Consider the following 20,716-nt stretch of genomic DNA (forward strand, 5'->3'; position numbering starts at 1 on the left):
GTCAATAACCACGCTCGCGCGCAATCAAGCCCGTCAAAGGTTGGCCTTTGAAAAAACGCTCGATTTTGTCGACCACCTGCGCAAGCGTCTCATGTTGCAAGGTGATTGCCGAAACGTGCGGCGTGATGGTGACGGCAGGATGCGTCCAGAACGGATGACCGGCAGGCAAGGGCTCTTGGCGAAACACATCCAGCGTCGCTCCCTGCACGCGCCCCGTACCGAGCAGTGCAAGCAAGTCCTCTTCCACGAGATGGTCGCCACGCCCCATGTTGACGATATGCGCTTGCGGCAACAATTGCTCTAGCGTCTCGCGCCGCAAGATATTGCGCGTTTCGGGTGTCAGCGGCAAGGTATTGATCAACACCCGCGTACGCGCCAGAAACGCCGGCAATTGTTCTGTTCCCGCAAAGCTTTCTACTCCGGCAGGAACCTTGCCGCTGCGCGACCATCCGGCTACAGGGTAGTCCAGTGCGGCCAGCGTCTGCGCGACCTTGGTTCCCATGACCCCTGTGCCCAACACACCGATCGGCCATGCTTCACGCCGCAATTCGGGCAAGGGCTGCCACACGCCAGCACCTTGCTGAGCGACATAATCATCGAATTGCCGGCTCGCACGTGTCACCGCCCAGACGGCATACTCCGCCATCTGCACGGCCATGCCGGCGTCTTCAAGGCGCACGATAGGCAGTTCGGCGGGCAGCGACGGCAGCTTCAGCAGCCCATCAACGCCCGCGCCGAGATTAAACACCACTCGCAGTTTGCGCTCACGCTCGAAAAACTCGGCTGGTGGCGACCACACCACCGCGACGTCAGCGTCTTGCGGCGGCAGATCGGCATGCCATAACGCTACCTCGGCATGCGGCATCACCGCCGCCAGCGGCCGGACCCATTTTTCCTCTGCGGCACTATTCGTCGAAACAACCAGAATTTTCATTGCAAGGCCCTCGTGTCAGCATCAACCCTCTATGCTGCCATAGTCTTGCAATCCGACCCGGCTGAGCGTGGACCCTCGCAGGCTAATCCTGGCCGCGCTCAGCGTGGATCCCCTCGCAGGCGAGTCTTGGCTGCGAACACAAATCACGCCGGTGCCACGCGTCAGCGTGGCGTACGACGCCCGGCAATCAACGCCGCTTCGATCCCAGCAACGAGCCCAGCACCCCGCGCACCAACTGCCGCGCCATCGAACGTGCCGTGCTCTTGACGACAGACTGCACCACGCCGTCACGCTTGCCGCCACGCGGGCCGGTAGAGCCAAACAGCAATTCGTTCAAGCCGTCCATCACCCCGCCCGACTCGCTCTGCTCCGCCGTTCCCTTCTGCGCACCCGCAGCCTTGCCTGCTGCAGATCCAGCCGTCGCATTTGCCACATCGGTGCTGGCACGAGCGGACAACACCTCGTATGCCGACTCGCGATCGACCGCCTTCGCATACTTGGCCGACATGGTGGGATCCTGACGCAGCGCCTGCCGCTCCGCGTCCGTGGCCGGTCCGATACGGCTGCCCGGCGGCATGATCCATGCGCGCTGCGTGGGCTCTGGTCGGCCTTTGGCATCGAGCAGCGACACCAGGGCCTCGCCCACACCCAGTTCCGTAATGGCCGCTTCGATATCCAGTCCCGGATTCGGACGCATGGTCTCTGCGGCAGTTTTGACCGCCTTCTGGTCGCGTGGCGTAAACGCGCGTAGCGCATGCTGCACACGATTGCCCAACTGACCCAATACCGTATCCGGGATATCCAGAGGATTCTGGGTCACGAAATACACGCCCACCCCTTTGGATCGCACCAACCGCACAACCTGTTCTATCTTGTCCAACAGCGCCTTGGGCGCATCGTTGAACAACAGATGCGCTTCGTCAAAGAAAAACACCAGTTTGGGTTGATCCACATCACCCACTTCGGGCAGCTTTTCGTACAGATCGGCCAGCATCCACAACAGGAATACGCTGTACAGACGCGGCGCCTGCATCAACTTGTCGGCTGCCAGAATATTGATGATGCCGCGCCCCTGCGCGTCGGTGCGCATCAGATCTGCGACATCCAGCATCGGTTCGCCAAAAAACTGCTCGGCGCCTTGCGACTCCAGTGTCAGCAAATTGCGCTGGATCGCGCCCACCGATGCCGAGGACACGTTGCCATACTTGGTCTTCAGTTCCGCGGCCCGGTCGGCCACGTTTTGCAGCATGGCGCGCAGGTCCTTCAGATCCAGCAGCAGCTGTCCTTCGTCGTCGGCCACTCGAAACACCAAGGTCAACACGCCCTCTTGGGTATCGTTCAGCTCGAGCATGCGCGACAACAACAAGGGCCCCATGTCAGAGATCGTCGCGCGCACGGGCAGGCCCTGCTCACCAAACACATCCCATAGCACGGCCGGGTTCCCGCCCCAGACCGGCTCGGGCAACCCGTTGTTTTTCAGGCGTTCCTGCAACTTGGGCGACGCCGTCCCTTGCTGGGAAACGCCCGTCAGATCACCCTTGATGTCAGCCAGGAACACCGGCGTGCCCATACGGGAAAAGGCCTCGGCCAGCACCTGCAAGGTGACCGTTTTACCCGTTCCCGTCGCCCCTGTGATACAGCCGTGGCGATTCGCCAATGCCGGCAACAAGGCCAATTGAGTCTCGTTATTTTTTGCAATGACAATGGGATCAGGCATCAGTGCTCTCCGACAGCAAGACAAGGCCCCCACGCCGCGCCTTCGGCTTGCTGCCCCCCCAGGGGGCGCTTTTGCCTTGAGGCGGCTCGGCGGCAGAAAAATGCCCCCACGCCGCGCCTTCGGCTTGCTGCCCCCCAGGGGGCGCTTTTGCCTTGAGGCGGCTCGGCGGCAAAAAACAGTGCCGCAAGTGTAGAGCGTAAGGGCAGCCTTGTGCGGACTTTGAAGATAGGAAAACGGCAGGAATTGTCAATGCCGGGCCGTGCAATGGTCTGGCAGGCGCACAGAACGCACATCCGGCCACTCGTCTGTCCTCCAACCACGGTAAAATGCCGGTTTTGCAGACATTTTCATCTGGGACACCATGGCCGGACACAGTAAATGGGCCAATATTCAGCACCGCAAAGGCCGCCAAGACGCCAAACGCGGAAAGCTCTGGACCAAAATCATTCGTGAAATCACCGTCGCGGCGCGTGCCGGCGGCCCGGATCCCGACAGCAATCCGCGCCTGCGGATGGCCTGGGATAAGGCCACCGACGCCAATATGCCCAAGGACAACATCCAACGCGCCATCCAGCGCGGCGCAGGCGGCACCGACGGCGCCAACTACGAAGAAGTCCGCTACGAGGGCTACGGCATCGGCGGCGCGGCCGTCATCGTCGATTGCATGACGGACAATCGCACCCGTACCGTTGCCGAGGTCCGTCACGCCTTCTCCAAAAACGGCGGCAACCTGGGTCAAGAAGGCTCCGTTGCCTTCATGTTCAAACATTGCGGCCAGTTTGTGTTCGCACCGGGCACCCCCGAGGACGCCGTCATGGAAGCCGCCCTCGAAGCCGGCGCCGAAGACGTGACCACCGATGACGAAGGCGTCATCGAAGTCATCTGCGCCCCAACGGACTACGCCGCCGTGCGCCAGGCGTTCGAATCGGCCGGCCTGAAGGCCGAGGTCGACGGCATCATCATGAAGCCGCAAAACGAAACCGAGCTCACTGGCGACGACGCCGTCAAGATGCAAAAGCTGCTCGACGCGCTGGAGAGCCTGGACGACGTGCAGGAAGTCTATACCACCGTTGTATTTGACGAAGCCCAGTAGTTAACCGTCATACCCCAGGGACATATGTCCCCGGGCGGGTCTGCAGTAAAAACCGACCGGCGAAACGGGGCGACCCGTCAGCCTTTTGTGCCAAGCCTGTGGCGGCAACGCCCTGGCCTCTTTAAGAAGTCATCGAAAAATGAAACTCCTGGTAATCGGCTCTGGCGGCCGCGAACACGCCCTGGCTTGGCGCCTGGCCCGCTCGCCCCGTGTCCACAAGGTCTATGTCGCGCCCGGCAATGGCGGCACCGAGCAGGGCGACCTGCTGCAAAACGTGCCGCTCACCAGCCCAGAGGATCTGGCTGATTTCGTCGAGCGCGAGGGAGTTTCTCTGACGGTCGTAGGCCCCGAGGCCCCTCTGGCAGCCGGCGTCGTCGACGTCTTTCGTGAACGCAAACTGAAAATCTTCGGCCCGACCAAGGCCGCCGCTCAGCTGGAAAGCTCCAAGGACTACGCCAAGGCCTTCATGGTGCGCCATGGCATTCCCACGGCCCGCTACGAAACCTTCACCGATCCGGCCAAGGCGCACGCCTACGTCGACCAGGAAGGCGCGCCCATCGTGATCAAGGCAGATGGCCTGGCCGCTGGCAAAGGTGTCGTCGTCGCCGCCGACCTGGCCGAAGCCCACGCCGCCATTGACGCCATGCTCGGCGACGGTAGCATGGGTGAGGCCGGTGCCCGCGTCGTCATCGAAGAATGCCTCGTCGGCGAAGAAGCCAGCTTCATCGTCATGTGCGACGGCCGCAACGTCCTGGCGCTGGCCACCAGCCAAGACCACAAGCGCCTGAAGGACGGCGATGCCGGTCCCAACACGGGCGGCATGGGCGCCTATTCGCCCGCCCCTATCGTCACGCCCGAACTCCATCACCGCATCATGCGCGAAATCATTCTGCCCACCGTACAGGGCATGGCGCGCGACGGTATTCCCTACACGGGTTTCCTGTACGCCGGCCTGATGATCGCGCCGGGCGACGATCCGGATCGCGCTATCAAGACGCTGGAATTCAATTGCCGCATGGGCGACCCCGAAACCCAGCCCATCATGATGCGCGTCAAAAGCGATCTGCTCGATGCGCTCGAGCACGCCGTCGAGGGCACGCTTGACCAGGCCGACATCACCTGGGATCGACGTACCGCGCTGGGCGTCGTTCTGGCCGCGCACAACTACCCCGGCACCCCGCGCAACGGCGACACCATTGCGCCGCTGCCAGCCGAAACCGAAGACTGCACCATTTTCCACGCAGGCACCCGCCTGGAGAACGGTCAATTGAAAACCTCTGGCGGCCGCGTGCTTTGCGTCACCGCATTGGGCGACTCCGTCCGCATGGCGCGCGAGCGCGCTTATGCTGCCGTTGACGGCGTGCATTTCGATGGCCGCCAATACCGGACAGACATCGGATGGCGCGCGCTGAAACCGTCCCAACAAAAGGCCAAACCTTAATCAAACGCAAAGCATTGGTGGCCCCTCAGGCTTAAGCTATCCAGGTCACGCGGCGTCAGCTCCTCGCCAACCGCCGCGCCCTACGCTGCTGACGCTTTTTGTCAGCAACCAGCCTGAATCCCATCTGGACACCGCATGAGCAACATCCCCGTTTCCGACGTACGAGACTACCTGACCGGCCTGCAAGCACACATCGTGCAAGCGCTGGAGCAAGCCGGCGGCGAAGGCTTCCGCACCGACGCCTGGCAGCGCGCCGAAGGCGGCGGCGGTGTGTCTCGCCTGATCGAAGGCGGTCAGTTGCTCGAACGCGGCGGCGTGTTGTTCAGCCACGTCCAAGGCACCCAATTGCCTCCTTCTGCCAGCGCGCACCGCCCAGAGCTGGCCGGCCGTCCGTGGCAAGCCATGGGCGTGTCGATGGTGTTGCATCCTCGCAACCCCTATGTGCCCACCGTGCACATGAACGTGCGCATGTTCATGGCTGCGGCTCGTCCGGGGCAGGACGAAGACGACGTGTTCTGGTTCGGCGGCGGCATGGACCTGACACCGTACTATCCCTTCGAAGAAGACGCACGGCATTTCCACCAGATATGCCACGATGCGCTCGCCCCCCACGGCGACACGTACTATCCCCGCTACAAACGCTGGTGTGACGAATACTTTTTCCTGAAACATCGCCAGGAAACCCGCGGCGTCGGCGGCGTGTTCTTCGACGACCTCAACGAACCCGGCTTTGACGCCTCGTTTGCGCTGCTGCGCTCGGTTGGCGACGCATTTTTGCCTGCCTACCTGCCCATCGTCGAACGCCGCCGCCATATCCCGTATGAACAGGCTCAGCGCGATTTTCAGGCCTATCGGCGCGGGCGGTATGTCGAGTTCAATCTCGTATTTGACCGCGGCACGCTATTCGGCCTGCAATCCGGTGGCCGCACTGAGTCGATTTTGCTTTCGATGCCGCCCATGGCACAGTGGCGGTACGACTGGCACCCCGAGCCCGGCACGCCGGAATCCGAGCTCGCCGCCTTCCTGAAACCCCGAGACTGGGTGTAATCCCAACGCCGCTGTCCACAATGCCTGTCCATCAAGAAAACGAACCCCGTATTGGCCTGCTGGGCGGCAGTTTCGACCCCATTCACCTCGCCCACCTGGCGTTGGCTCGCGCGGCCTTGCGTGAATTGCATCTCGCACAGGTGCAATTCATCCCCGCTGCCAACCCATGGCAACGCGCGCCCCTGAACGCCGCGCCCGAGCATCGCCTGCGCATGATCGAGCTGGCGATCGATGGCGAGTCCGGCATGGCCGTCAATCCGAGCGAAATCGAACGCGGCGGCGCCACCTACACCGTCGACACCATACGTGCCTTGCCGGCTGGCGCCCGTTACGTCTGGATCCTGGGCGCCGATCAGCTGACCAATTTCTGCACTTGGCACCAATGGCAAGAGATCTCCGCCAGGGTAGACCTGGCCGTTGCGACGCGCCCGGGCACGCCATTGATTCCCCCAGAGGAACTGACCGAATGGCTAGCCAGCCAGCGCCGTCAGGATGGCTCCACACACCGCGAATTGACCACGCTGCCCTTTACTCCCATGGCGATATCCGCCTCTGACATCCGTGCCAGACTGGCTCGCGGCGACACGACCGAGGGCCTGCTCACCGAGCCGGTCGCCCGTTACATCGCAGCACACGGCCTTTACCGCTAATTCCAATAGGCCGCCCCCGGCAGCCGGATTCGCGCTGCCGTCAAACGGCTCCACCAGGTCCCCTCGCGGGTTATATTTACATCCATGGATATTCAAAAACTACAACGCGCCGTCATTGACGCCCTCGAAGACGTCAAAGCCCAAGACATCAAAGTCTTTAACACGACGCACCTGACCAGCCTGTTCGACCGCGTGGTCATTGCCAGCGGGACCTCCAACCGGCAAACCCGCGCCCTGGCCTCCAGCGTGGCCGATTGCGGCCGCGCCCTGGACCTGACCGGCATCACCGTCGAAGGCGAAGACACCGGCGAATGGGTCGTCGTCGACTTGGGCGATATTGTCGTCCACGTCATGCAGCCGGCAATCCGCCAGTATTACAACCTCGAAGAAATCTGGGGCGACAAACCCGTTCGCGTCAAACTGCTGCCCGGATCGGGATCGCCCGTGCACGCAGCTGAACGAGCCGGCGACACCGACGAAGCCTGACATCCTCGACAGCCAGCTCGCGTGGCTCGACTCGCCATAGCCTGATTCGCCTTGGGTCGAGCCCTCCTTAGCCGTAAACTGAAGCTGCCGTACCCTGGACTCATCACGCCTCAAACCGTATCGTGTGAGCTCCTTCAGCCAGAGGCCATCACGTGAAACTCATCGTCATCGCCGTCGGCAACCGCATGCCCGCCTGGGTCGAAACCGCCTGGGACGACTACGCGAAACGCTTACCCGCCGACTGCGCCCTCGAACTGCGGGAAATCAAGCCTGAACCGCGCACAACCGGTAAAACACCAGCGCAAATGATGGCGGCAGAAGCCCGCCGCATCGAGGCCGCCATACCTCCTGGCGCCTTGAAACTCGCACTGGACGAACGCGGGCGCGATCTGACCACCATGGCCCTGTCGCAGCGCCTCGAACAATGGCGCGGCGATGGCCGGGACGTGGTATTCCTGGTGGGCGGCCCGGATGGCCTGGACGCCTCGCTCAAAGCCGCCAGCGACGGGCAAATACGCCTGTCTTCGCTGACATTGCCGCACCCCATGGTGCGCGTCGTACTCGCCGAGCAACTCTATCGTGCCTGGGCCATCATGACCAATCATCCCTATCATCGGGCTTGAAATCACCAGGCGCCAGACTATCCGACTCATTCATGGTCAACCCGAGCCCCTTTCCCAGCAACATGACCCCACAGATCTATCTCGCCTCGGCCAGCCCGCGCCGCCGTGAACTGTTGACCCAGATCGGGGTGGCCCACACGGTACTACAAGTCCCCGCGCCTCCAGGAGAAGACGAGCCGCAGCATGCCGGCGAAGCGGCAGCGGACTACGTCAAACGCACTGCGCGCGAAAAAGCCGAGCGCGGACAGCAATGGATGACATCCCAATCACTATCAACGCTGCCCATCCTGGCGGCCGATACTACTGTCATCCTGCGCGACGAGGTATTGGGCAAACCCACCGACCGCGCCCACGCCATCGACATGCTCAGCCGCCTGTCCGGCACCGCTCATCACGTTCATACCGCCGTCGTCCTGTGGCACGACGGCCAACTGTACGAAGACGTATCGATCTCCGAAGTCCGCATGCGCACACTCGACGCAGACGACATCGCCCGCTACTGCGACAGCGGCGAACCCTTTGGCAAGGCGGGCGCGTACGGCATCCAGGGCCTGGCAGGCACATTCATCGCCCATCTCGCCGGCAGCTACACCGGCGTCATGGGCTTACCCGTATTTGAAACGGCGAATCTGCTGCGCCGCGTGGGCATATTGCTGCCGTAGCCTCATCTGATTCGCCCCAATCAAATGGCCAACCTGCACAATTCACAGGCTGGCCATTTTTTGTTTGGATAAACGCGGCGGAATTACTTTTCCGCTTTCGCCCCGGAGATCTGCACCAGCTCCGCTGCCTCGACCATCCCCTTTTGCACCATATCCCAATACGTATCGATCGACATGGGTTCAGCGGGCACGGAGCCGAGATCTATGAACTTTTTACGCAGTTCGGGATCTTGCATTGCCTTGGTCAAGGCCTCATTCAACTTCATCAAAATCGGACGCGGCGTCCCGGCAGGCGCCACGAGCCCATACCAGGAATCCATATAAAACCCTTTGACGCCCGCCTCATCAAACGTCGGCACATCCGGCAACGCGGCGATCCGCGATTTCGCCGTGATCGCCAGGGGACGCACTTTGCCCGAAGCAATCGGCGCCATCGCACCCGTCGTGATGATCATATCGATACGGCCCGCCATCACATCCGTCAACGCGGGCGCAGTGCCTTTGAACGGGACGTGCAAAATATCGATTCCGGTACGTGTCTTGAAACTCGCTCCCGCCAGATGCTGCGACGAGCCCACACCGCCGGAGCCGTACGTCAACTTCCCCGGATTCGCTTTCGCGTACGCCACATAATCCTGGACCGTTTTAAACGGCGAATCCAGCGGCACCAACATCGTCGAAGGCGAAGTATTGACCAACCCTACCGGCGCAAAATCCTTGATCGGGTCATATCCGATATTGTCGTAGAGCGCTGAATTCAGCCCGTGCGATGCGACCGTCGCCAACATGATGGTGTAGCCATCAGGCGCGGCGCGTGCAGCAGCCACCGAGCCAATATTGCCGCCCGCTCCTCCTTTGTTGTCCACGACAATGGACTGGCCCAAATGCTTGCCCATTTCCGCGGCCACCATGCGCCCTACGCCGTCCGCCGGCCCACCGGCAGCCCAGCCGATAACCATCGTGACGGGCCTGCTCGGATAGCTATCCGCCGATTCAGCCTGAGCGGACAAAGCAGACAGCCCGAGAGAGAGTGCAAACGCAACCTGTTTATAACGACGCAATAGTGTGGTCATAGAAAAATGCCTGATCAGAAAAAATCATCACATTACGGTACTGCGCCGTTGAATACGACGCGCTGGCTATCACGTCTCCGACGCGACCTGACGCAACGCCTGCTCAAACGCCTCGGGCGGCTGCCCGCCAGACACCAGATACTTATCATTAATGATCACTGACGGCACAGAAGTAATCCCCAACTCGCGCCATTTCGCCTGCTCCGCGCGAACCTCGTCCGTGTAGCGTCCGGACTCTACGACATCGCGGGCAGCATCTGCGTCCAGCCCCACGTCTTGTGCGGCTTGTACCAACACGTCGGTCTCACTAGTGTCGTAGTTATCAAAGTGATAGACCTTCAGCAGTTGCCGCTTGAGCGCGACTTGCTGCTCCTGCCCCAGCGTGCCTGCCCAATGCAGCAATCGGTGCGCGCCGAACGTATTGTAGGAGCGGCTCTCCTCAGTCTGATGCATCGGCATCCCCACCGCTGCCGCGCGCTCCGCGATCACCTTGCGGTTCTCCTGCAAACGCGCCTGGTCAAAGCCGTACTTTTTCATCAAACGCTCACCCGTATTCTGCCCACCCTTGGGCATATCCGGATTCAGCTCGAACGGCTGCATATGAATCTCGAACTGCGCCTCGGAGCCGATGCGATCGATAGCGGTCAACAACCCACCCAGGCCTACTGCACACCACGGGCACGCGACATCGGATACGAAATCAATTTTGATCTTTTTGGACATGAATGGCTCCGAACGAAGTGTGCTGATGGAGTAAGCCTATGCACCAAATACAAGGAAATACGAGCTGGAGGCTAAAACATCAATCTAACACGGGCCGCCAATCAATAGAATTCACCGCCGTCAAACGGCATGGCGACATAAAACCGCCTGAGTGGTCGACTGCATGATTTTGCATCTGCTTGCCTTATGATTAACGCGTCTGCCATCACCCGGACGCGCCCATGATCCGACTAACGCGAGCCCCCGATTTAATGCTGGCTCAACACTGTTAATGCTGGCTCAACACTGGCTCAACCTGCTGACGCAAGCAGGCATCCCCTGCCACCTCACGAACCGCTACATGCAAGGCGGCGCGGGGGAAATCCCCGTGGACCAATGCGGCCCAGATATCTGGTTGGAAAACGCGCAGGATAAGGCCGCGGCCATGCAAATTATCGATGGCCCAGTGAGGAACGAGCTATTCAACGCCAGATTCAATTGGCACTGCGACGACTGCGGCGAATGGCTGGAGCCTCAATTCACCACCTGCTGGCAATGCGGCGCTGCACGTTCGCAGAGTAACGAATAAGCGCGACGTCTTAATCGCTCAATCGCTTAATCGCGACACCGGTCTATTTGCGCTTGCTGATAGCCCTCGCCGCACGCATGACCAATGGCCCCAGTTCTTGCCGCGCACGGTCCAATGACCAGCGCGGCTTGGGAACAGAGATATTCACCGCCCCTATCGGCGCACCGGTTTCGTCATAGATGGCGGCCGCGACGTTCACATCGCCCGCATAAAACTCCTCGTCCGCATAGCCATACTGATCGTGGCGGGCTTGCTCGATCAACGCTCGCAACGCCGCAATGTCGGTGGTGGTGCGCGGCGTGTGCTTTACAGGTGTGACAGACTCCAGCTTCTGATCGAGTTCCGCAGGTGGCAAATGCGCCCATAAAGCACGCCCCGACGCGGACGATATGCATGGGATACGGGTGCCCACCGGCATGTACTCCGGGATATGGCGAGCTGGCGCGACCCGCATGACAAAGACCATGTTGTCCGCATCGTCAGGCACGCTCAAATTGACGATTTCTCCGCACTCCTGATTCAGCTGATGCAGCACAGCATGCGCGTGTTGAAACAACGGTTGCCGATACAGATAGCTGTACCCCAGCCCGACGCCTTTGACGGTCACGCTATAACGCTTACTACGCGGGTCCTTCGATAAATAGCCTGTGCGCTCCAGCGTATACGCCACGCGCTGCGCCGACCCCATCGTGATGCCGTTGATCTGGGCGATCTCCTGCAGACTCAGCGAGGCATGGGCTCGAAACGACTCGAGCACCGACAGTCCTTTCTCCAATGACTGGATCATCAACGCGGAAGGCTCAGACATTCAAACTCCAAAAATTGGCGAGACGCAGATTAGCAGCCAGACCCGCCATCGTCCTTCCTAGGGAAACCCAGACGTTGCCGCGTGGACGGCCTTGCAGTATAAATTCCCATCATTATATCGCTATACGTTTTTATTTATCGAATAGCGATAATAAACAACAACAGAAGGGGTGAGCGTTGCACCACCAAAGCAGTCATTCAGCCGCATTTCCGGATCATGTCGAGGTCGCCATCGTGGGCGGCGGCATCATCGGAATCAGCACCGCCTACGCCCTCGCCCGCGCCGGCGTGCGGACGGCGGTATTTGAAAAAGCAACGCTAGGCTGTGAACAGTCGTCCCGCAATTGGGGGTGGGTCAGGACGCTGGGACGCGATCTGCCAGAGGTCCCGCTGGCGATACGTTCGAATCAGATTTGGGGAGAAATCCAAGAGCAAATCGATGTGGGATTTCGCCGTACAGGCATGCTGTACTTGCAGGACAATGATGCGGACGCATCCTCGCACCAAGCCTGGATCGACAATGCACGAGCCTATGGCACCGATGCGCGCCTGCTTGATAGCGTGGCCGCCAAACGCCTGCTGCCCCAAACCGCCCGGGTCTGGACCGGGGCCATGTACAGCGCCACCGACGGCGTTGCCGAGCCCCAATTGGCCACGACTGCGATCGCCGCATTAGCACGCGCCGCCGGAGCTCAAATTCTGGAAGACTGCGCCGTGCGTGGCGTAGAACAGTCCGCGGGGCGAGTATCCGCTCTGCTCACCGAAAAGGGGCGTGTCGAAACCGCCACGGTACTGATCGCTGCCGGCGCCTGGTCCAGGCTGTTTTGCGGCAACTTGGGCGCAGACTTTCCCCAGCTAAAGGTTCGTGGGTCGGTACTGCGCACGACACCCGTCGATACGGGTTCGACAGCGGCGATCAACGGCAAGGACTTTACCTGCCGCAAGCGTGCAGACGGCGGCTACACCGTATCGCAATTCGGCGCCTCGATGGCGGATGTCGTGCCCGATAGTTTCAGATTGATGCGTTACTTCATGCGCTCATGGCTGGCCAATCGCAGCTTTGTGCGGTTGAGATTCGGCAAACGGTTTTTCGAAGAGCTGTCCCTGCCTCGCCGTTACCCCACGGATCGACAATCGCCGTTCGAACGCCATCGCGTGTTGGATCCGCGTCCGTCGATACGAGGCAATGCGCAGGCCTGGAAGAAATTGACGGACGCCTTTCCGGCATTCCATCACGCCCGCATCGCACAATCCTGGGCAGGCTACATCGATGTCACACCAGATGCGATGCCCGTCATGGATGCCGTGCCCAATGTGCCCGGCCTATTTCTGGCCTCGGGGTTTTCCGGTCATGGCTTTGGTATCGGACCCGCCGCCGGCGAGGCCATGGCTCAGCTCATTCAAGGTAAACGAACCACTGTTGACTTGAAGCCATTCCGCTATGACCGATACCACCGCTAGGTCATCCAGTCCAAATAATCATCTCAATAGCAAGGGAAATAGTTCATGATCAGCCGCACCGCCGATTTGCATCGTCAAGCCACGATTGTCGATGGCCTGGTTTTCTTTAGTGATGGCAGTACCCGCGACATGTTGACCGGTGGCGTGAGCGCCATCAACGTCACAATCAGCGACATGGGCGCCGATTTTGAACAGGCACTTAAAGACACCATGCTATGGCGTCAACGTTGTGCGGCGCCTGATAGCCCCTGGCTGCTGGTCGAAAACGCCGAAGATATCGCGCGCGCCAAGCAGACCGGCAAGCTCGGACTCATCATGGGTTGGCAAAATGCCAAGCCTCTCGGCGATCAGATCGACCGTGTCGCGCTTTTCCACACACTCGGCATCCGTGTCATTCAACTGACCTACAACGAGGCCAATCTGATCGGCGACGGATGCCTCGAAAAACGCAATGCAGGCTTGAGCGATCTGGGCCTGAATATGGTCGACGAGATGAATCGCGTCGGCATAGCGATCGACCTGAGCCATTGCGCGCCCCAGACTTGCCTGGACGCCGCGGCACGCAGCACTCGGCCGGTTTTTCTGACCCATGCCAACGCGAATGCCGTGATCAAGCGCCCGCGCAACAAATCGGACGACGTCATCAAGGCGGTGGCAGCTACGGGCGGCGTGATCGGCTGCAGCATTCACGCCTACCTCAATTGGAGCGGCGATCCGAAGCAACAGCCCTTGTTGTCGGACTTCGTCGCGAACGTCAAATATATCGGAGACCTGGTTGGCTACGAACATGTGGGCATAGGCACCGACTATCCGTCCGTAGACACCTATGAGGCCGTGCGTCACGTGATGGTGATGTCGCGCACCAAATACGCCAGATCCGGCGGAGACTTCTCCGATGCCTTCGGCGATGTGATGGAAGCACGATATCCCGTCGAGATGCCCACCCCGGCACAATTTCCCGCCTTCACCGAGGCGCTGCATCAGGCCGGGTTGACGGACAGCCAGATCCTGGGCGTGCTGGGCGGCAACTTCGCCCGTGCGTTTGCGCAAGCCTGGGACGCCAACTGAAACTCGCGGAGATCCTCATGACATCACTCGCCAGCAGCATTCGCAACGCTGCACCACAACAGTCCATCTCCCGTTGCGCCAGATTTGCCGCCGCCTTGGTAACCGGTATGGCCGCAATCCTTCCCATTACAGCATCCGCAGCGGATGACTACCCCACTCGGCCTGTGCATATCATCGTGCCCTATCAAGCGGGCGGTTCGACGGATACCGTCATCCGCAAGTTTGCCGAGCTGGCTGCGCCCAAACTGGGGCAATCCATCGTAATCGAGAACCGGGGCGGTGCAGGCGCCACACTCGGCGCGCGTGCCATCAAAACGGCTGAACCCAACGGCTACACGCTCGCCATCCTGCCCAGCCCCGTCTATCGCATGCCGCACATCCAGGATATGGGCTATGACCCCACTCGCGATTTCACCTACATCATGATGCTCAGCGGGTATACATTGGGTGTCGCGGTACCTGCGGCGTCTCCTCATAAGACATGGGGCGAATTCATCAGCTTTGCCCAACAGCATCCGAACGAGATCACTTACGGCACGGCGAGCGTGGGTAGCGCCTCGAATGTCATGATGGAACAGATCGCGACCCGCAACAACGTGACATGGCGTCACATACCATACAAGGGTGAGTCCGATGTCATCACGGCAGTACTAGGCGGCCAAGTCTCGGCATACGCCGGGTCCACGACAGTACAGCCCTTGGTGCAAGCCGGAAAAATGCGTATGCTGGTCACGTGGGGTGCGCAACGCAGTGCGCAATATCCCCAGACTCCCACCTTGCATGAACTGGATGGCACACCGCCTGCGAATGCACCTTTTGGTATTGCAGGTCCCAAAGGCATGCCGCCTGAGACGGTCGCCAAGCTGCATGCCGTATTCAAAGACATCGCAGAATCTGATGCCTTCAAACAAATCCTGACACAGTATGGACAGGAACTGGTCTATATGAATGGCGAGGAGTACGCGGCCTATGCGAAAGAGCAGTATCAACAAGAAGCCGAAATTGTTCAGAAACTGGGATTGGCTTCTAAATAACCCCTGCCCGCCTCACGCATTCAGGAGATCACCATGACGACTCGTTCAGCAGTGTTCTTGAAAGTGCAATCCAGCATCCGCCGCACCGCGCGGCTCAGCGCCTTTGCAGCGCTATTGACGACGTGCCTGCCAGCCACCATCCAGGCAGCCGAGCCCTGGCCTGAGCAACCAATACGCCTGATTGTCGGCTACCCGCCCGGTGGAGGCACCGACACCGTGGCACGCGTCTTGGCACAACAGTTGGGCAAAGAACTCAAGCAAACTGTCATCGTGGAAAACCGGGGCGGCGCCAGCGGTACCATCGCAGCCCAACAAGTCGTCAGATCCGCGCCCGACGGCTATACCGTGATGTTCGCCACAGCGTCGCCGTTGACCGGCGCGCCGCTGACCGTGAAAGGCCTCACGTATGACCCGATGAATGACCTCGTCCCGGTCACCCGCATCGGTGGGGGCCCATTCATCCTGGTGGCGAATCCCAAATTTCCGCCCAATAATCTGCGCGAACTGGTCGAGTACGCAAAGGCGCATCCAGGCGAGGTGAACTACGCCTCGCCGGGCATCATGACCGCCAATTATTTCTTTTCCGAGCAATTGAACATGGACTCGGGTATCCACACGGTACATGTCCCATATAAAGGCAGCTCAGCACTGCTGAACGACACCATGGCGGGTCAGGTGCAATACACTCTGGATACCCCAGGCACAACACTGCCGCTGATCAAAAACGGCAAACTCAAGGCACTGGCCGTCTTCAGCGAACAACGCCTGGAGCGGGCGCCAGACATCCCGACCGCAAAAGAAAGCGGCTTTCCGGCATTGGTCGGTGGCTCGTGGTATGGCCTGCTTGTGCCCAAAGGAACGCCGCCTGAAATTGTCGATGCCTTGTACAAAGCAACCAAAACCGCATTGAAAAGTCCCGACGTCCGCCGCACCATGGAAGACAGGGACGTCATCATCGAGGGCAGTTCCCCAGCGGAGTTTCGAAAGTACCTGACCGCGGAATTCGACCGGTGGAAATCTGTCACGCAAAAGCTCGGCATCACGCCACAATGACTCCGCTCGATCTTCGAAGACGCGCACGCTTGACCACCCATTAGAGATTGCCATGTCCACTACGACATACGCTCCCGACCTCACTGCCGGCAGCGCCCCTTCATCGATGCGGCCCACCCTGGCCGGCCTGAAGCACATGATCTCGGCCGGCCACTATCTCGCGACGCAGGCGGGGATGGACGTTCTACAGCAAGGCGGCAACGCCATTGATGCCGGTGTCGCGGCAGGCATTGCGCTAGGAGTGGTCCAGAGCGATATCGTCAACGTAGGCGGCGTGGCGCCCATCCTGGTCTACGAAGCAAAATCAAATAAGGTGTGGAGCATTTCCGGGCTGGGATACTGGCCCCGCGCAACCCGTCTGGAAACGTTCATGCAGAAATTCGGCGGCACCATCCCTGCCGGAGTTTTACGCACGGTCATCCCTGCCGCGCCAGACGCGTGGATCACGGCGTTGGAGCGTTTTGGCACAATGAGTTTTGGCGAGGTCGCCGCTGGCGCGATACGGTTGGCCCGCGAAGGCTTTGTCATGTACCCCCTGATGGCAGAGGTAATCGCCGACAACGCCAAAAACTACGCCCGCTGGGCCTCGAGTGCTGCCGTCTATCTGCCTGGCGGCCAGCCTCCTGTCGCCGGATCCATCTTTCGCCAGGCGGATCTCGCGGCCAGTCTCCAATATATGGCGGACGAAGAACGCCTCTGCCAAGGCAGCGGCCGTCTGGCGGGTCTCGCAGCCGCACGCCGCGCCTTTTACGAAGGCGATATCGCAACCGCCATCGTCAACTATCACAAACAAGAAGGCGGTTGGCTGAGCCATGAGGATTTGCGCGATTTCTCCGTCGAGGTAGACCCGGCGCTGAGCATCGACTTTCGAGGCACACAGGTCCATAGCTGTGGGTTCTGGTGCCAGGGCCCATCGCTGCTGCAAATGCTGAACATCCTCGAATCGCGAGACTTGCGTGCGCTAGGCCACAACTCGGCCTCGTACATCCACTTGCTGACGGAAGCCATCAAACTGGCCTTTGCAGATCGCGAAGTGCACTATGCCGACCCTCGCTACGCGACCGTGCCGCAACAGGAGCTGCTATCCAAAGCCTATGCCGCTGAACGTCTGGCCATGATTGCCATGAACCATGCAGGCCCCGACATGCCGGCGGCCGGTCGATTGCCGCAGAACCGTGCGATCGAGATGCGGCCTGCGACTGCTGAGGATACGGCCCGCACCGATCCCCGGTTGGATACCTCATATGTCGCCGTCGTCGATAAAGATGGCAATGCATTTTCCGCAACCCCTAGCGACGGCTCATATAACACGCCTGTTATCCCAGGCACTGGGTTGTGCGCATCCGGGCGCGGCAGCCAATCCTGGGCTGATCCCGAGCACCCCTGCCGCGTCGGCGCTGGGCGCCGCCCTCGCCTGACGCCCAACCCGTCTCTGGCAATCAGGCCTGGACAATATGTCATGCCCTTCGGCACACCCGGTGGAGACGTGCAGTGTCAAGCGATGTTGCAGACGTTTCTGAATATCGAAGTGTTCGGCATGGAACTGCAACAAGCTATCGAGGCTCCCCGCTTTGCGACTTTCAGCTTTCCGTCGTCGTTTGAGCCTCATAACGCGATGCCAGGCCGTCTCATGATCGAGGACATGGTGGACCACAGCGTCGGTGACGAATTGAAAGCGCTGGGCCACGCCGTGCAGTGGTGGGCAGGCCGCAACTGGCGCGCCGGCGCAATGTGCGCAGTGAAATATGATCAACAAACAGGGATCCGATGGGGCGCGGCGGACCCGCGCAGACCGGCGTACGCAAGTGGTTGGTGACGTCAAAAAAACTTAAGCGGCGGATCAAACAACAGCGCTGTTCAAATCAGAAAATGGACTCGAGCCAACTCAAACGCCTGCTTTCAACAACGGTTCCAGCGCAGCCAAAAAATCAGCCGGAATCGGTGCAGGCCGACGGGTTTCCTTATCGACATAGACATGCACAAAGTGCCCCGCCGCGCGCGTCTCTGTGTCGCCTGCTTTAAAGATACCGACCTCATATCGAACACTCGATCGTCCAATATGCGCCACACGCAGGCCTGCCTCGAGCGTATCGGGAAACGACACTGACGAGAAATACTGGCAACCCGTTTCAACGACCAGACCAATCGTGCTGCCCGATGTAAAGTCGAGCACGCCACATTGGATCAGATAATGATTGACCGCCGTGTCGAAATACGAATAGTAGGTCACGTTATTGACATGGCCATACACGTCGTTGTCCATCCATCGCGTCTGGATCGGGACAAAGACCGGATAGTCGTTGCGGCTGATGGGTTGTGGTCTGCTCATACTGTCTAACTCAACGAGAGGGAGGTAAGAGATCGCCTGACAAAAGGCCCGTTCTACGCGACCGGCGAGCTTTTCAAATGCTGCACAAACGTTCGCGCGAGCTCGGTCTGTGGCCGCAGCGTACTCCACGACACATAACTATGCACCTGGACCTCGGGCGTCAACGGTCGGCTCGTCAGCCCCGGCACAGGCAACGCATTCAACAGACTCGATTCAACCAGCGCAACTCCTGCGCCGTGAAAAGCCAGCACAATTCCCGTCATTGACGTCGCGACTTCCACCTGTATGTTCGGCGGTGGATTGAGAAACTCCGCCAGACAACGACGCAACAACGCTTGCGGAACATAAGTAATCACCGGATAAAGAGACAGATCCTCAACAGTAATCGACTCGAGTGCGGCCAAGGGATGCGTCTCAAGGAAAATACAGCTCAGCTCCGCATGCCCCATAGGCAGCGATTGCACGCCCTCGTGCTCTCCCGGAGCAAAAGCCACGCCCAGATCTATTTGTTCATTGATAAGCTTTTCCGTAATCAGATTCGAGTCCATCGATTGCAGTGAGACGCGGACCTTTGGGCGTATCTTCACGAACTCGGCGACTGCCTGCGCCAACCATGCATTGGCGATAGGCGAGCTGGCCGCGATAGACAGCGATCCCTGAATGCCTTCGGCAAGGTCCTGGCTAAAGCGCTCCAAACCGGCAACCCGCCCGAAAATATCCTGCACCTCCGGCAAGAGTGCGCGAGCCTCCGGCGTTGGGACCAGCCTGCCACCTTGACGTTGAAACAGCGTAAACCCCAGGCGCTGCTCAAAATGCTTGATCGTCGCGCTGACCGCGGGCTGCGTAACGTGTAACAACGCCGCCGCGCCCGTGATCGAGCCCGACATCATGACGGCATGAAAAGCCTCTAAATGGCGCAATTGAATACGAGCAAGCATAGCGGACCCAACGTCTCCATAAGCCGCGTTTATGACCGGCACTATTTATGTGATTGGTTCCTATGTTAGAGCACTGCCTAGAATCCAGGCATTCACCAGCCCCAGCAGAACGCCGCACAGCCTACAGCGCGTCGCCCAGTCTCTGCCACAAACCTGCCAGGAGTCCTCATGCCGTCAACACAGGAAACCGTCTACCGCCCCAAGCAAGAGAATCTGTATTTTCCCAAATACCCGACATTCGACTCTATTGAGGCGGAGCGTTGGCACCGCCGGCAGCGCCTGGCTGCGGTCTGTCGCGTATTTGCGAAGTTCCGCTACGAATACGGTTTTGCGGGCCATGTCACGGTCAGAGATCCGGAACATCCCAACCTGTATTGGACCAACCCCTTTGCCATGGATTTCGGACGGGTGCGCGCCAGCGACATGCTGTTGGTGGACCATGCCGGCACCGTCCTGGAGGGCACATGGGCAGTCAACCGTGCAGGCTTTGTCCTGCACTCGGCTATCCACGAAGCCAACCCCGATGTAATGGCCTCGTGCCATGCCCACACCACTAACGGCATGGCATGGGCCGCACTGGGACGGCCGCTGGACCCGATCACCCAGACCGCTTGCGGATTCTACGAAGACCAGGCCCTGATTACCGAGGAAGCCGGCGCAGTGGTGGTGGAAGATGACAAGGGTCACGCTGTCGCGCACGCCTTCGGCAACGCCAAAATCGCGATCCATCAGAATCACGGTCTGTTTTCAGCGGGACGGGAAACCATCGAGGAAGCTGCCTGGTGGTTCATCGCGGCAGAGCGCGCCTGCGAAATTCAGCTCAAGGCCGAAGCCACCGGCAAACCGCTGAAAATGATCAACCGGGAGGCCGCCTTGCACTCGAAAAATCACTTGGCGACCCCCTTTATGGCCTGGCTGCATTTTCAGCCTATCTACGACGCCATCGTGCGCGAACAACCTGATTGCTTGCTGTAATCACAGGGCCTGCGAAGCGGGCCCCGAACAACAA

Annotated in this window: 21 protein-coding genes; 14 read left to right on the top strand and 7 right to left on the bottom strand. The window is 60.0% G+C overall.

Annotated features, from left to right (window positions below):
- Position 1: 1 nt before the first annotated feature.
- Both CAL20_RS16005 and CAL20_RS16010 read right to left on the bottom strand, forming a co-directional pair.
- Positions 2-934, bottom strand: coding sequence for a 2-hydroxyacid dehydrogenase (locus CAL20_RS16005; protein WP_094838343.1), 933 nt, complete (start codon positions 932-934; stop codon positions 2-4).
- Between the two features lie 187 nt (positions 935-1,121).
- A complete protein-coding gene (locus CAL20_RS16010; protein WP_094822052.1) occupies positions 1,122-2,651 on the bottom strand; it encodes a helicase HerA-like C-terminal domain-containing protein in 1,530 nt (509 codons plus the stop codon).
- 361 nt (positions 2,652-3,012) lie between these two features.
- Between CAL20_RS16010 and CAL20_RS16015 the strand changes: the two genes are divergently transcribed.
- The 7 genes from CAL20_RS16015 (at position 3,013) to CAL20_RS16045 (ending at position 8,653) form a co-directional block, all read left to right on the top strand.
- The gene (locus CAL20_RS16015) at positions 3,013-3,744 is read left to right on the top strand and encodes a YebC/PmpR family DNA-binding transcriptional regulator (protein WP_094838344.1); all 732 of its coding nucleotides are present in this window, start codon (positions 3,013-3,015) and stop codon (positions 3,742-3,744) included.
- Positions 3,745-3,883: 139 nt separating this feature from the next.
- A complete protein-coding gene (gene purD, locus CAL20_RS16020) occupies positions 3,884-5,185 on the top strand; it encodes a phosphoribosylamine--glycine ligase (RefSeq protein WP_179266682.1) in 1,302 nt (433 codons plus the stop codon).
- 135 nt (positions 5,186-5,320) lie between these two features.
- Positions 5,321-6,232: an oxygen-dependent coproporphyrinogen oxidase gene (gene hemF, locus CAL20_RS16025; RefSeq protein WP_094838346.1), complete on the top strand. Its 912-nt coding sequence runs from the start codon at positions 5,321-5,323 to the stop codon at positions 6,230-6,232.
- A 20-nt stretch (positions 6,233-6,252) separates the two neighbouring features.
- Entirely contained in the window at positions 6,253-6,882 is a 630-nt protein-coding gene (gene nadD, locus CAL20_RS16030; RefSeq protein WP_094838347.1) for a nicotinate (nicotinamide) nucleotide adenylyltransferase, read from the top strand.
- An 84-nt stretch (positions 6,883-6,966) separates the two neighbouring features.
- Positions 6,967-7,368 carry a ribosome silencing factor gene (rsfS, locus tag CAL20_RS16035; RefSeq protein ID WP_094838348.1) on the top strand — a complete coding sequence of 134 codons (402 nt, stop codon included), beginning with the start codon at positions 6,967-6,969 and terminating at the stop codon, positions 7,366-7,368.
- A gap of 152 nt (positions 7,369-7,520) precedes the next feature.
- Positions 7,521-7,991 carry a 23S rRNA (pseudouridine(1915)-N(3))-methyltransferase RlmH gene (gene rlmH / locus CAL20_RS16040; protein WP_094822058.1) on the top strand — a complete coding sequence of 157 codons (471 nt, stop codon included), beginning with the start codon at positions 7,521-7,523 and terminating at the stop codon, positions 7,989-7,991.
- Positions 7,992-8,023: 32 nt separating this feature from the next.
- The gene (locus CAL20_RS16045) at positions 8,024-8,653 is read left to right on the top strand and encodes a Maf family protein (protein WP_306431391.1); all 630 of its coding nucleotides are present in this window, start codon (positions 8,024-8,026) and stop codon (positions 8,651-8,653) included.
- Between the two features lie 83 nt (positions 8,654-8,736).
- Here CAL20_RS16045 and CAL20_RS16050 read toward each other — a convergent pair whose 3' ends face one another.
- The gene (locus tag CAL20_RS16050; protein ID WP_094838349.1) at positions 8,737-9,726 is read right to left on the bottom strand and encodes a Bug family tripartite tricarboxylate transporter substrate binding protein; all 990 of its coding nucleotides are present in this window, start codon (positions 9,724-9,726) and stop codon (positions 8,737-8,739) included.
- A 69-nt stretch (positions 9,727-9,795) separates the two neighbouring features.
- Complete coding sequence (locus tag CAL20_RS16055; protein WP_094822061.1) at positions 9,796-10,449, bottom strand: DsbA family oxidoreductase; 654 nt, start codon at positions 10,447-10,449, stop codon at positions 9,796-9,798.
- Positions 10,450-10,720: 271 nt separating this feature from the next.
- Here CAL20_RS16055 and CAL20_RS16060 point away from each other — a divergent pair, with 271 nt between their 5' ends.
- Complete coding sequence (locus CAL20_RS16060) at positions 10,721-11,017, top strand: putative signal transducing protein (protein WP_094838350.1); 297 nt, start codon at positions 10,721-10,723, stop codon at positions 11,015-11,017.
- A gap of 43 nt (positions 11,018-11,060) precedes the next feature.
- Here CAL20_RS16060 and CAL20_RS16065 read toward each other — a convergent pair whose 3' ends face one another.
- Positions 11,061-11,825: an IclR family transcriptional regulator gene (locus CAL20_RS16065; protein WP_256981545.1), complete on the bottom strand. Its 765-nt coding sequence runs from the start codon at positions 11,823-11,825 to the stop codon at positions 11,061-11,063.
- 176 nt (positions 11,826-12,001) lie between these two features.
- On the opposite strand from CAL20_RS16065, the gene CAL20_RS16070 reads away from it, so the two are divergent.
- Genes CAL20_RS16070 through CAL20_RS16090 form a run of 5 tightly spaced genes read left to right on the top strand, consistent with a single transcriptional unit; the run spans position 12,002 to position 18,256 of the window.
- Positions 12,002-13,285, top strand: coding sequence for an NAD(P)/FAD-dependent oxidoreductase (locus CAL20_RS16070; protein ID WP_094822063.1), 1,284 nt, complete (start codon positions 12,002-12,004; stop codon positions 13,283-13,285).
- A gap of 45 nt (positions 13,286-13,330) precedes the next feature.
- Positions 13,331-14,353 carry a dipeptidase gene (locus tag CAL20_RS16075; RefSeq protein WP_094838351.1) on the top strand — a complete coding sequence of 341 codons (1,023 nt, stop codon included), beginning with the start codon at positions 13,331-13,333 and terminating at the stop codon, positions 14,351-14,353.
- A 17-nt stretch (positions 14,354-14,370) separates the two neighbouring features.
- Positions 14,371-15,387 (top strand): Bug family tripartite tricarboxylate transporter substrate binding protein, encoded by a 1,017-nt coding sequence (locus CAL20_RS16080; protein WP_179266683.1) that lies wholly within the window; start codon positions 14,371-14,373, stop codon positions 15,385-15,387.
- A gap of 33 nt (positions 15,388-15,420) precedes the next feature.
- A complete protein-coding gene (locus CAL20_RS16085) occupies positions 15,421-16,440 on the top strand; it encodes a Bug family tripartite tricarboxylate transporter substrate binding protein (RefSeq protein ID WP_094822065.1) in 1,020 nt (339 codons plus the stop codon).
- 52 nt (positions 16,441-16,492) lie between these two features.
- The gene (locus CAL20_RS16090) at positions 16,493-18,256 is read left to right on the top strand and encodes a gamma-glutamyltransferase family protein (RefSeq protein WP_094838352.1); all 1,764 of its coding nucleotides are present in this window, start codon (positions 16,493-16,495) and stop codon (positions 18,254-18,256) included.
- A 69-nt stretch (positions 18,257-18,325) separates the two neighbouring features.
- On the opposite strand, the gene CAL20_RS16095 is transcribed toward CAL20_RS16090, so the two are convergent.
- On the bottom strand, positions 18,326-18,769 hold the full coding sequence (locus tag CAL20_RS16095) for an acyl-CoA thioesterase (protein WP_094838353.1): 444 nt from the start codon (positions 18,767-18,769) through the stop codon (positions 18,326-18,328).
- A gap of 53 nt (positions 18,770-18,822) precedes the next feature.
- Positions 18,823-19,707: a LysR family transcriptional regulator gene (locus CAL20_RS16100; protein ID WP_094822068.1), complete on the bottom strand. Its 885-nt coding sequence runs from the start codon at positions 19,705-19,707 to the stop codon at positions 18,823-18,825.
- A gap of 168 nt (positions 19,708-19,875) precedes the next feature.
- Here CAL20_RS16100 and CAL20_RS16105 point away from each other — a divergent pair, with 168 nt between their 5' ends.
- Entirely contained in the window at positions 19,876-20,682 is an 807-nt protein-coding gene (locus CAL20_RS16105; RefSeq protein ID WP_094822069.1) for a class II aldolase/adducin family protein, read from the top strand.
- The last annotated feature ends 34 nt before the right edge of the window (positions 20,683-20,716 follow it).

The sequence above is a fragment of the Bordetella genomosp. 4 genome, assembly GCF_002261185.1.
Taxonomy (GTDB): domain Bacteria; phylum Pseudomonadota; class Gammaproteobacteria; order Burkholderiales; family Burkholderiaceae_B; genus Bordetella_A.